The organism is Rubritalea tangerina, from assembly GCF_042683245.1.
In the GTDB taxonomy this organism is placed as follows: Bacteria; Verrucomicrobiota; Verrucomicrobiia; order Verrucomicrobiales; family Akkermansiaceae; genus Rubritalea; species Rubritalea tangerina.
On the sequence record NZ_JBHUJB010000022.1, the window covers coordinates 1 to 12,813 of the forward strand.

8 protein-coding genes are annotated in these 12,813 nt (G+C 51.8%); 5 read left to right on the plus strand and 3 right to left on the minus strand.

Features of this window, described 5'->3' with window-relative positions; genetic code table 11:
- Positions 1-595: 595 nt before the first annotated feature.
- Positions 596-1,882 (plus strand): NAD(P)/FAD-dependent oxidoreductase, encoded by a 1,287-nt coding sequence (locus ACFSW8_RS05330; protein ID WP_377086569.1) that lies wholly within the window; start codon positions 596-598, stop codon positions 1,880-1,882.
- A 46-nt stretch (positions 1,883-1,928) separates the two neighbouring features.
- Here ACFSW8_RS05330 and ACFSW8_RS05335 read toward each other — a convergent pair whose 3' ends face one another.
- Genes ACFSW8_RS05335 through ACFSW8_RS05345 form a run of 3 tightly spaced genes read right to left on the minus strand, consistent with a single transcriptional unit; the run spans position 1,929 to position 7,433 of the window.
- Positions 1,929-2,441: a hypothetical protein gene (locus ACFSW8_RS05335; protein ID WP_377177645.1), complete on the minus strand. Its 513-nt coding sequence runs from the start codon at positions 2,439-2,441 to the stop codon at positions 1,929-1,931.
- 6 nt (positions 2,442-2,447) lie between these two features.
- Positions 2,448-4,028 (minus strand): DUF1501 domain-containing protein, encoded by a 1,581-nt coding sequence (locus ACFSW8_RS05340; RefSeq protein ID WP_377086563.1) that lies wholly within the window; start codon positions 4,026-4,028, stop codon positions 2,448-2,450.
- A gap of 12 nt (positions 4,029-4,040) precedes the next feature.
- Entirely contained in the window at positions 4,041-7,433 is a 3,393-nt protein-coding gene (locus ACFSW8_RS05345) for a DUF1800 family protein (protein WP_377086561.1), read from the minus strand.
- A gap of 331 nt (positions 7,434-7,764) precedes the next feature.
- On the opposite strand from ACFSW8_RS05345, the gene recA reads away from it, so the two are divergent.
- The 4 genes from recA to ACFSW8_RS05365 all read left to right on the plus strand — a co-directional run bounded on the left by recA (position 7,765) and on the right by ACFSW8_RS05365 (position 12,805).
- Entirely contained in the window at positions 7,765-8,811 is a 1,047-nt protein-coding gene (gene recA, locus ACFSW8_RS05350; protein ID WP_377091371.1) for a recombinase RecA, read from the plus strand.
- 179 nt (positions 8,812-8,990) lie between these two features.
- Positions 8,991-9,533, plus strand: coding sequence for an RNA polymerase sigma factor (locus ACFSW8_RS05355; protein WP_377086558.1), 543 nt, complete (start codon positions 8,991-8,993; stop codon positions 9,531-9,533).
- 3 nt (positions 9,534-9,536) lie between these two features.
- The gene (locus tag ACFSW8_RS05360) at positions 9,537-11,663 is read left to right on the plus strand and encodes a vWA domain-containing protein (protein WP_377086556.1); all 2,127 of its coding nucleotides are present in this window, start codon (positions 9,537-9,539) and stop codon (positions 11,661-11,663) included.
- 230 nt (positions 11,664-11,893) lie between these two features.
- A complete protein-coding gene (locus ACFSW8_RS05365) occupies positions 11,894-12,805 on the plus strand; it encodes an alpha/beta hydrolase family protein (RefSeq protein WP_377086555.1) in 912 nt (303 codons plus the stop codon).
- The last annotated feature ends 8 nt before the right edge of the window (positions 12,806-12,813 follow it).

Consider the following 12,813-nt stretch of genomic DNA (forward strand, 5'->3'; position numbering starts at 1 on the left):
CTTCCTTCGCAATGGGGGGCGGGGGGGAGGAACCAGGAATCTTTAAATTTTTTGTTGGAGTGGGGGAAGTGGGGGGAGCCGTCTGGCGGGTGAAGGGGATTGTGTCACCCGCCAAACAGCGAACGGGGGGATTTCGTAATTCGACACCTTGAGAGCGTTGTCATCACGATATGTATTTTGCCTAAGTCTCAAAAGTCACTTTCATTCTCGGGGGGTGAATGTCTGTTACTCTCAAGACGTCTGTACAATACGAATATGTCCAGAAAATGTATTGAATTATCTTGCTCTTTTCGAGGGTGTTTTTGAACAGTCGTATAAAATTAAATGTTCATATATTGAGTTCTGTAAATCTATTTATTATATAGCTTTTTGTTATTTAGTGAAATTATTACCTGTGTTTTTTTGGGTGAATTTTGAACGATCTTGCTCGTCTGAAAATGGGTGAAAATGCGTGGGTGATGGGCTGTGAGTGTATGGGGACTAGTGGGTATGAGGTGGGGTGAATGGTGTGGGGAAAATGGTGCATGTCAGACTTTGTGAAAAAATTCACAAAGTCGTGCTTGTATCTCTGTGGGAGTGAGACTAGAGGCTGCGCATGGCAGTTTCTGAAGTGAAGAAAGTAGTGATTATTGGGGGTGGGTTTGCAGGTTTGGAGTGTGCGAAGCAGCTTGCGAACAAGTCGAGCTTTGAGGTCACTTTAATTGACAGAACGAACCATCATTTATTTCAGCCTTTGTTATATCAGGTTGCGACAGCGACATTACCCTCACATGACATTGCACGTTCTTTGCGCAGTATATTGGCTGATGCGGAGAACATCACAGTATTGATGGATGAGGTGACCGAGATTGATGCTGTAGGCAAAGCGGTGCATGGCAAATCTGGGCGTCAGTATGATTTTGACACTCTGGTGGTGGCTGCGGGCGCTAAGACTGGGTATTTTGGCAACGACCACTGGGCTGAGCATACGATTGGGATGAAGACTTTGGCGGAAGCCTATGAGATTCGTGAAACTGTGCTGAAGAATTTAGAGAAGGCGGAGATGAGCGATGATGAGGTGGAGCGTGAGCGATTGATGACGATTGCGATTGTAGGTGGAGGACCAACGGGGGTTGAGTTATCCGGAGCTTTTGTTGAGTTGATCCAGCGTTCGATGAAACGCAACTTCCGGCGCATCGACACGAGTAAATTGAAGGTGGTATTGATTGAGGCGGGGCCACGTTTGTTGCCACCCTATCAGGAGGAAAGTTCGGAATATACGCAGAAGCGATTGGAGCGTCTGGGGGTAGAGGTACGGACTGGGACGATGGTGACCGATATTCAAGAGGGCAAGGTGGTGACTGGTGACGAGGTGCTAGAGGCTGGAGTGATTTTATGGGCAGCTGGTGTGCAAGCTGAAGGGATTGTTGCGAAGTTGCCTGTGGAGGTGAACCGTGCTGGCAAGGTGACTCCGGAGGCGAGCTTAGCACTTCCTGGATATCCAGACATTTTTGTCGCTGGGGATGTGACTTTCATGAAGGATGCTGAGGGCAAGCCAGTACCTGGCGTGGCTCCAGCGGCGTCTCAGATGGGGCGCTTTATTGGTAAACTTTTGGTGAGTGAAGCAGTACCGAGCAACGAGGGGCAAGAACGCCCAGGCTTTGTGTATTGGGATAAAGGGTCCATGGCGATTGTGGGACGCTCACACGCTGTGGTGGAATTTGGCAAGATTCAGCTCAAAGGCATTATTGCTTGGCTGGCGTGGTTGTTCATTCACATCATGTTCTTGGTGGACTTCCGCTCGAAGTTGAGTGTGTTTATCCACTGGTTGTGGAACTATGTGACTGATGCACCAGGGGTGCGCGTCTTCGAGTACAAGCCCGAAGATTACGAGGCGCAGTAGTTGTCTACTTTCTCAGGTGCCAGCTCCTTTATGGGGCTGGCATTTTTTATTCAAGGAGTCGGGTGTCATCCTGGGTAAAGAAGCGTTTATCTGGGCCAGCGCTGATCACTTCCATTTGTTTTTTGCTTAATGCGTGGAAGCGATAGGGGGTGCCCCACCGATCGAGTAATTCACCATTGGCTGAGAGTGCGTTGGCGGGGGGAGCGAGTGTGGCGAGGCCAAGCTGGTTTTTTCCCATTAATTGGGAGGTGATTTCGTCGTTGAAGCCAGTGGGGTTGCCGTCCAAGGCTTTGCGGTGCACTCTCAAGAGAGATTGGAGGAGGGCGAGGTCCTGATCCACGGAGTGGGATGGGGCGTTGAGATGTTCACAGGTTCGGGTGATCGGGTGTCGTGTGACGGTTTTTTGGGGCGCAGGTTTATTTTGCGGGGGAGAGTTGAGGCTGGTTGCCTGTTTTTTTGGGGGGGATGGAGCGTGTGTGTGGGGGGCGCCACGCCAGAAGTACGTGGCAATGGCTGCGACAAGGATGAGGATGGCAAGGGTGAGAAGGGAGTTTCTCATAGTGCCTTAGAGGAAGTTCAGGTTGGCTGAGCTTGTGCTGATGGGGTTGTCGAAGCGATGGAGGTTTGGGAGGATAGCATCGAGGGCTGAGCTATCGATCCCAAACCAATGGGAGAGGACGGCTGAGTATTGGTCGACTGAGGTGTCAGGGATGAGTCTGCCGCGAGAGCTGTGGGAGTCGATTGAGCCTGTGGCGTCGCCGACTTTCAGTGATGGGAAGTGGCCGTAGAGGTTGCGGCCTTGGACTGGGCCGCCCATGACGATGGCATTGCCTCCCCATGCGTGGTCGGAGCCGTCGGCTGTGGTTTGACCATTGGGCGTGAGTGTGCGGGCAAAGTCGGAAGCTGTGAAGGTGACGACTTTGTCGAAGGCGTTGATGCTTGGATCTTTGAGGGCATTGCGGAATGCTACGAGGCCTTGAGAGAGTTCGTCCATGAGGTTAGCGTGGTCATCGAGCATGGATTGGTGGGTGTCGAAGCCGCCAATTTGGACGAAGAAGATTTGGCGGTTATTGCCGAGTGGGTCACGGCCTGCGATGAGTTTAGCAACCATTTTGAGTTGGTCTCCGAGGTCGGTTTGGGCATTGAGGAAGTGGGAGTCGAAGTCGACGCCAGTGGTTGCGGCGGCGGTGAGTGAGGCGCCAATGATTCCTTCATTATCGCGGGCGGACTGGACGATTTTGTTGTATTGATCTTCGAGGAGATTTTCGTGGGTAAGGCGCATGATATCCTCGAAGGCTTTGAGGCGGCGGCCTGTATCATTATCCTTGTAGCCTGAGTTAGGGTCTCCGGCGATGTTGTAGGCATTTGAGTAATTGGTGCCGAAACCAGAGAGTGAGACAGTGCCGCTAGGGTTAACGGCATATTGGGTCACTCCGCCAGCGGTGCCCACTTGGAAGGAATTGATACCATCGATGGAGATGGACATCGAGACCTTGCTATTGGGGTTGTAGGAAGCATTGAGAAGGTCGGCAGTGCGGCCGCCCCAGCCGGTGGAGAATGGTTTGTCAGCGATCGATGATTGCCATTGGGTTTGTTGATCTGAGTGGGAGAAGAGTTGGTGGGGGACGGGAATGGTTTCGTTCACGAAGTCGCCTCGTGTTGGGATAGGGTAGGCGAGGGTGCCGACGTTGCAGACGAAAGCCAGCTCTCCGGCATTGTAGAGGTCGGCGAGGCCTTGGGCATTGGGGTGGGTGCCGAGAGGTGGGAAGGCGCTGGCGTAGTGTTTTTTGAATGCGTCGGTGGGGGTGTCAGGTGCGGCAGTGGGGGTATTGAGAGGGTGAGCGAGGTTGCGGTCTAGGGCTAAGATGCCACGAGCAGCCTCGTAGTCGGCACGCGCTTCATCAGAGCTGGGGTCGCCAATGGGGACGAGCATATTATAGGAATCATTGCCACCGGCGAGGAAGAGGCACACGAGAGCCTTGTAGTCGGAGCTTGGAGTGGAGGAGGCTTCGGCAGCGATCGCTGCGGTCATGAGGCGCACTTGGGCAAGGGCGTTGACGAGCCCGGTGACACCTAGGCTGGCACAGGCGGACTGGCGAAGGAAGTGGCGGCGGCTTTGCTGGGCTTCTTTATCGGATGGTCGCATAATTTCGGTGCGTTATTTTTGGATGATGGCCTGTGGGCTTGTCGTGATGAGGTAGAGGGCTTGTTGGAGGCGAAACCTGAGGATTTTAGCTTGGTCTTCGAGGTTATCGTTGTCATCGAGGTAGGTGGCGTAATTGGCCACGTGATGGAGGATGATGTCGCGTGGGTTGTCAGCTCTTGGGCTGCCCTGGGTGTAGCCGGCGGCGTACTCGGACTGAAGGCGACCAGAGCAGAGGAGGAGGTCGAAGTGATTGACGATGGCCTCACTGGCTTGGTGAATAGTGGCGCTATCATCGAAGCTTGTGTCTGCAGAGCTTACGAATCCATCTCCGTTGGTGTCCATGATACTGAGATAGAGTTGGCCGGCAGTGGAGGCGCTGGTGAGATCAGCGAGGATGTGGTCATCTTTTGCTGCGTAAGCGTAGGGGTTGTATGTCGGGTGTGGGTTAAGGTCGGCGTCCAGCTCCCCTTGGTTGGGTACTTCTGACGCGCCAATGCCACTGCTTGAGAAGATGAGTGAGTAGTGGAAGTTAATATTGGTGACGACGGAGGTCTCGGTACAGATTTGGAATTCAGGGATGGCGAGGCCAGCATTGGCGATGGGGCCAGCGAGGGAATAGTCGGGGAGGAACCAGTTGAATACGGTGGGGGAGGCGAGTGGGGTTTGTCCTAAGCTGCTGTCAGTGCTGCTGATTCTGACGCGCGTGGTGTCGGCAGGGAATTTAGCGAGGTCGTCAGCGAAGGCGGCAAAGCGGGTTGGCATGGTGGCGAAGGTGCTTAGGTCGGCAATGCTAGTGTCTGTGGGGTCGAGATCTGAGAGTGGCATTTGGCTCTGGGCGTCGAGGGCGCGCATGAGGGCGACGGCATGAATGATGGGCTCCTTCTTCTTGCCGAATGTGATTGCTTGGGTAGCTTCGAGTGAGCGGGCTTCGTAGTCGAGGAGAATGGCTTTGAAGACTTCTTGAAGGTTGCCGTTGTGGGTGGACCAGGCTTGGCTCACCCGATGGATATAGCCGGCAGAGGGGTTGGAAGTGACGAGTCGCTGGATGAGGCGTTTGCTGATGAAGGGGGCGGTATTTGGGTGTTGGGCCAGGTAGTCTAAGGTCAGGTCTAGGTCACTTTCGCCGGTGCCGCCTGCTGGAATATCAAGGCCGAGGAGTGGACAGGACTTGGCGCCGTTGTCGTGGTACTCAGGGAAATTTTTGAGGCGGGTTTGCCATTGAGTTTCGTAATAACGTTTTCCATTACCGAAGTTGAAGTTGGTATTGTCTTCGACATTTTGGCTGTCGGTTGGGTTATGGATTTTGGCGAAGGACCAGCCGGTGAAGACGCGTGAGAGTTCAGAGATATCGTCTTGGGCGTAGGTGGGGATGGGGAGTCCGGCATTGTCGAGTTTGAGCGAGCCATCGGGGTGGAGCTGGACGAGGCCGATAGAGAAGAGCTGCATGATTTCGCGTGCATAGTTTTCATCGGGCGAAATGATGACATTGCCTTGGTTGTCGTAGATGGCCTTCGAGTTTCTGAGGTGCGAGAGGTACTGGGCCATGATGGGGTGGGTGGATATATGCTCTAGTAAGTTTCTATAGGATCCAGAGCCTTGGTTCTTGAGCATGTCGTAGTAGCTGGCATGGCCGTAGTGGCGGGTGTCTACCGTGTTTTCATTTTCTGAGGTCACGAAGATTTCGCTGAGGGTGAAGGCGAGGCGTTGGCGCGCTTGGTCTGGCGCGTGGCGTGCGAGCAACCACCAAGCACGGCGTCGGTTTGTAGAGCGTGGTTGGGTGTCTTGGCGGAAGTCTGGTGAGCCTGGGATGCTGTAAAGGTAACGGATTTGGGCATCTGCGGCGTGGATGTAGGGTTCGAGATCTGGGGATGGGGTGGAGAATTGGGAATCGAGCCATGCAGTGTAGGCTGAGATTTGGTCTCCATTATGGCTTGGGCTATTGATAAGGGTTTTAAGTTCGGCGATCAGGTCTGGGGTGGGGCCAAAGGTCGACTGGGTGAGGAAGCGGGCTATATCGCGTTCTAGGGCATCGCCAGTGAGAGCGGGGATAGAGGGGGCAGCTGCGGGTGGGGTGAAGGTGTTAGTGCCGTCAGTGAGGGTGAAGTCCCCGCGGATTTCTCCTGCGGGGTAGTTGCTGGAGTGGACATTGATATAGAGTTGGCCATTAAAGAGGGCGTCCAAAACGGCTTGGTCGGTATTGAGGAAATGGGCGGCGCGGATATTCCAGTTATGTTCATTTACTTGGCCCATGGGGAGGCTTTCTACGTGGGGGCCAGTGAAGGGGTTTTTGATATGGATATGGACGGCAGTTTGTGGGGAGGTCATGCCGTAGAAGCTCAGGTTGACGAGGCCGATAGAGTTTTCACCGTTGACGAGGATGGTGGATAGTCCTGAGGCGGATGAGGTGACCCCGGGCTCAGGGCTGAGACTGGCGAGGAAGAGTCGGGCGTTTGCGCTAGTATTTTGGGCATCGCAGATCTGGATGCTGGCGCTGGCATTGGTGGCTCCGATTTGGCAATGGAGGCGTTCAGGGACTTCTACTTGGTTATCGGTGGTGGGGTGGCAGAAGAGGGTGATTGCGCTTTGTCCTGCTGGGATGGTGATTTTATCGCTGATGGGGGTATCGTCGGCCGTTTTGAGTTGGTAATCGGTAGGTGCGGCTGAGCCTTTAGTGGGGTCGGTGTCGCCACTGAAGTGAAGTTGAAGCGTGAGTGGGTATGCTGTGTCACCGCTGCGCGTGATGAGGAACTGGGCTGCTATTTGTTCTTTTTCGTAGGCTTTGGGGACTTCTGCAGAAATGGTGACTGCGTTGGACTGGAGGGCTTGAAGTTGGCTGGTAGCGGCAGTGAGGTCGGAGTTTGTCTGACTCATGGCGAAGGAGTCATTGTTTTGCGGGTCGAAGCCATCAAGTTGGGCCTCCTCCCAGTCATTGACGCCATCATTGTCAGAATCTACGTCCACGATACTGAATCGATAGAATACGCGTTGGTTGGTTTGGCCCGTAAGGATGGATTCGATAGCGTCTGTGGTAGCAAGGATGGGCGGACCGTGGTTTACCCATGATTGGGAAGTCAAGTTGGGTGAGAGAGCGAGTTGGTAGCTTTTTCCTGGTTCAGCAGCTGCGGACACACGGAGCTGAGTGAGATTTTTTTCTAAGCTGTGAATCTTGCTGTGAGAGCTGGCGTCACGAGGGTCGGTTCCTGCGAGAGATTCCAGGTAATTGCTGTGGCCGTCGCCATCGAAGTCACTCGCTTTTTTGGTGCTGTCAGCGACCAGAGCGGTGGCATTGTAGCGGTGTTCCCAGATGTCGCTGACGCCATTGTTGTTGAGGTCGATCACGGCAGCTTGAAGTGGAGCTGAGCTCAGGGCGACGAAAAGAAGGCTTGGGCGCAAGATGGTTGGCATAATCTGATATCGGTTATGGAGCTCAGGTCAGAGACTTGAGGCGAGGTGAGGATCAGCGGCCGGGGGAATGCGAGAGGCGAGCTCTCACAATCACATCTGACAAATTGGCAATCGCCAGATCGTTACACTAGATGGAGCGTTGGCCATTTGTCGAGATCAGAATGAGCGGGGGCAGAAACTTAAGTAAACTAAAGGGTTTGCGTGAGCTTGTCTGAAAAATGTTCCTCCGAACACCATTTTTGTGTTGACCAGAATGAGGGAAAGGAGCAGTGTGCAGGTATACGACTGACCACTTACTATTGTGTCTGCCCAACCTGAACTTATTAGCCATATGTCTACGAAAGAATCAGCAGCTGAAGAGAAAGCTGCCCAGAAGCTCCAAGAAGCCCGCAAGAAGAATCTAGATCTTGCGATCACGCATATTCAGAAAGAATTTGGCGAGACAGCCATTATGCGGATGGGGGATGAACACCGTGTGGATGTGGATGTCATTCCTACAGGTAATTTGTTAATTGACCGAGCATTGGGCGTCGGTGGATTTCCACGTGGTCGTATCATTGAGGTCTTTGGACCTGAATCATCAGGTAAGACCACTTTGACGCTGACTGCGATTGCTCAGGCTCAGAAGAAGGGAGGTCTTGCTGCTTTCATTGACGTTGAGCATGCATTGGACCCGCAGTATGCGCGTCGTCTGGGCGTCAACCTCGATGATTTATTGGTATCGCAGCCGTCTTCTGGTGAAGAGGCCTTGCAGATTTGTGAGACATTGGTGCGTTCGAATGCGATTGATGTAGTGGTGTTAGATTCGGTAGCGGCCTTGGTTACGAAGCAGGAACTTGATGGTGAGATCGGTGACTCGACGGTAGGGGCGCAGGCTCGTTTGATGTCTGCAGCGATGCGCAAGCTGACAGGTTTCATCTCGAAGGCGCGCACGGTATGTATTTTCACCAACCAGATTCGTGAGAAGATCGGGGTGATGTTTGGTAGTCCTGAGACGACACCGGGTGGTCGAGCTTTGAAGTTCTTTGCATCGGTGCGTGTGGATATTCGTCGTATCGGACAGATCAAGGCGACTGACGGTTCGGTGCAGGGCAACCGTACGAAGATTAAGATTGTGAAGAACAAGGTGGCACCTCCATTCACGGAAGCTGAGTTTGACATCATGTACAACGAGGGGATTTCCTCTGTTGGTTCATTGTTGGATCTAGCGCTTGAGTACAATTTGATTTTGAAGCGTGGTTCTTGGTTTTCGTATAATGGCAACCAGCTAGCACAAGGGCGTGATGCAGCGAAAGCGGCGCTTAAAGAAAACGAAGAACTCTATGCAGAGATTGAAGGGCTGGTGAAAGAAGAGCTCGCCAATCGCAAAGGGAAGTAGCCGAAGATAGAATATTAAGTTTGAAGGCTGCCTGGGAGAAATCTCAGGCGGCTTTTTCTGTAGAGGGGGGGGAGTGCTGGGCTTGGTGGTTTTAGGAGTAGCTATTTTGGAGGGGGCAAAAAAAATTAGCGATTGATGTCACAAATGACGTCGCCAGTGCCAATGCTAGATGAAAGACTATGGAAGCTCTAGTAATCATGAATAAAACCAAACAGGAGACCTTCGCGGAATTGGCGAGGGAACATCACCGTGAGATACTGGTGTATGCGCGTGTGCTCACCAGAGAGGATCACCAAAGCCGAGACATCGTACAGGAGTCGTTTGTGACGGCATGGGAGAATATGGAGCGGTTCGATGTGACTCGCGATTTCGGGTCGTGGCTGCGCGGGATTGTTCGGAATAAATGGCGTGAGACGATGCGCCGAAACAAGAAGCAGGTAGCTCTGGAGGATGAGGCGCTGGAGTCTATGGAGGCCGAGATGCTGACGTGGCAAGAGCTCCGTCAGGATGGTGGCCCAAGCGTCTTTGTTAGGCTGGAGCATTGTATCAGTAAGTTACCTGATGCACTGGCTGGAGCTGTGAAGCGTTTTTATTACGAGGGGTGTTCGACAGATGAAGCAGCCGAAAAGTTAGAAATAGGAGGGGCGACCTTACGCAAAAGGTTAGAGAGGGCACGCCAATCGTTAGGTGAGTGTCTTAAAAATCAAAATCAGGAGGGATAAAAAATGGATAAGAAAGATCAATTATTAGACGAGTTGTTGAAGGAACATGCAAAGCATGGGAGTGGGCAGGATGAGAAGTTTCTCAAGGAATTAGAGGAACGTATCGCGGCGAAAGAAAAGGTGGTAGAGATGACGGAGGATCCTGTTGCAGGAGTGAAGAGCCCTGGTATGCGCTGGGCGATGGGAAGTGGTATTGCTGCTTGTTTAGCCTTTGGAGTGACGGTGTTTTATATGCAGAGGAGGGATGTGGAAGAAGATCAAGGAGTGCATAAAATTTTGAGCTATTCGGATGTTGAGAATGAAGTTGCACCAATGAAGGTCGAGTCGCCGAGGGCTGTTGTTGAGGGAAAGAAAGAGATGCCTAAAGCAAGTGCTGAGATCGCACGCGTTGAGGACACTGTACTGAGAGATAAGTTGGCATTCCGCGCTGATTATTCTGGTGATGGGGCCTTGGCTGACCAGAGTGCGTCACGGGTTGACGCATTTGCGGCTGCTGATTCAGCCATAGCGGCGAATTCCGCAGCGCAGCCTCAAATGCGGATGCGATTGCAGAAGCAGATGCCTGGGGCAGCAAGTGCACCCAAGCCGGCTAGGGCGATGGCTTTAAAAAGAGAAGAAGCCTTTTTTGGGCGTGATGTGAGGAGACCGCAGATTGCGATTTGTCCACCGCATCCAGGAGAGCCGCCATTGGAGAAGCCCAATGCTGAGCGTTACGGTGAGCTAAGCGACAACAAATGGACAGCTCCTGTGGATGAGCGTAGTGCACTTTCTACCTTTGCTGTGGATGTGGACACTGCTAGTTATGCGAATTTGCGTCGGATGATCAACCAAGGGCAAAAGGTTCCAAAAGATTCAATTCGTATTGAAGAGATGGTGAATTACTTTGACTACTCATATCCTCAGCCCAAAGGTGAGCATCCATTTTCTGTGCAGGTGGATTCCATGGCAGCACCTTGGAACCAGAAACATCGTCTCGTGCGCATTGGCCTGCAAGGAAAAGATATGGTACAGGAAGAGCGACCAGCAGCGAACTTGGTTTTCTTGTTAGATGTTTCAGGGTCAATGAATAATTCTGCGAAGCTACCCTTGCTGAAGGAGTCCATGAAGTATTTGTTAGAAGAACTGAATGAAGAGGACACAGTGAGCATTGTTGTCTATGCAGGGGCGTCAGGTTTAGCCTTGCCGGCTACGAAGATGGATGATGTTGGGCGTCAGAAGGTCTTGGCTAAGATGGACAGTTTGAGGGCTGGAGGTTCGACAGCCGGTGGGCAAGGAATTAAGCTAGCCTATAAGGTTGCTCAGGAGCAATTTGTTAAAGGAGGGGTGAACCGTATCATTCTGGCTACAGATGGGGACTTTAATGTTGGGGTGTCAGATAGAGAGGCGTTAACGAAGCTCGTAAAAGAGAAAGCGAAAGGTGGGACCTATCTATCAGTGTTAGGCTTTGGATCAGGGAATATCAACGATGCGATGCTTGAGTCCATCACCAACCATGGAAATGGGAACTATAGCTATATTGATACGATCAAAGAGGGGCGCAAGGTGTTGCTAGAAGACATGATGGGTACTTTGGTGACGATAGCCAAAGATGTGAAGGTGCAGGTGGAGATGAACCCGAGTAAGGTGAAGGCGTATCGTTTGATTGGTTATGCGAATCGCATGTTGCCTCCAGAGGCCTTCTTAGATAAGAAGGTGGATGCTGGAGAGATTGGTGCTGGGCACAGCGTGACGGCACTCTATGAGATCATTCCTGCGGACGGAAAGCCCTTCGGGCCTGAGATTGATGCCTCTCGTTATTTTGAGAAGAAAGAAGAGGAGGCGAAAGTGGCATTAAAAGAGAGTGATGAGATGTGCTTTGTGAAGTTGGCATACAAGCAAGCGGAGCAGAAGGTCGATGACGAGAGTACCTACTTGACTGTGCCATTTGTTGATGGGGCTGAGAGTGATTCAAAGGTTGATCTTAATTTCGCAGCAGCAGTGGCTTTGTTTGGGATGCAATTGCGAGAGAGTGAGTACAAAGGGAATGGCGACCTTAAGATGGTGCAGGCACTCGCGGAAAAGGGATTAGGCAATGATGGGAAAGGGCTGCGTGCTGAGTTCATCAAGCTAGTAGAGAAATACGAAAAGTAGTCATGTAATATCAAGTCGTGTGTGTCGCAAGTCAGCCTCCTCGGGGAGGCTGGCTTTTGTGTTGTGACTCAAGAGAGCATGCTAGCGCATCATGGCTGGTGCATAGAGATGTGGTTTAGTCAGAAGGGCTAGTAGTATTCTGTTAGTTAGGGGTGCAATGGTATATACTTGATAGGGAGAGTGTGTTCATTTAGATAAGGAATGTCGTATTTGAAAAGCACCCATAGATTATGAAGAAAGCTATTTTATTGAGCCTCATTACGAGTTTACAAATCGGATCACTCGCAGCCAACACGGCAGTGAGAGAGTGGCAGTACCTAGATGGTAAGAAGTTTCAGGCATTGGTACTGGATTGGAACAGTGAAACTGATGTGGTTACATTAGCAAATGATGCGGGTGAGAAAAGTGAGGTGAAGCGGATGGAGTTAAGTCTGAGTGATCAGGCATATGTGAGGCAATGGTTTACCCACCGTGAAAAGTTAGATGCCAAGTTGACCGAAATGGGAGGGGGTTTGGAGTTCAAACAAACCACTGGGAAGTACACGATTGATTACTACGTTTATAAGCCTTCCAGTTATGTTGCTGATGGGAGCGCGCCGATGATGATTTTATTTTCTTCATCTGGCACGGGATACCGGATGATGTTGCGGCATTTTGAGGCAGCTGAGAAGGCTGGCCTGGTGTTAGTGACTGCGGATTACTTTAGTAATCACACTTTCGATTTTTATAACAAAAAGGGGTTGCGCAAGGTAAGCGAAGATCATTTTAGAGAGATGTTGCCGCAGTTAGAGGTCATTTCGCATGACCCGAGTCGGGTGTATTTGGGGGGAGACTCAGGCGGGGCGCTGAGGGCGTATTTTTACTCGGCAGTTATTGAGCGGCCATGGGCAGGCATTTATGCGAATGGTGGGTGGCTAGCACGTGATTACACGATGCAATGTCGGGAGGGGATGCGTGTAGCGATGGTGAATGGACATAAGGACCACGGGGCAATCGCTTTTACGAAGCCTGATACAGATTATCTGTCAGAGAAACGTGGTTGTGAGGTCGCCTTATTTTCCTTTGAAGGTGGGCACCAGTTAGCAACGACAGATGCTCAGTTAGAGGCTTTCGAATGGCTGCTGGGAAAAGAGGGTGAATGAGAGGTCGA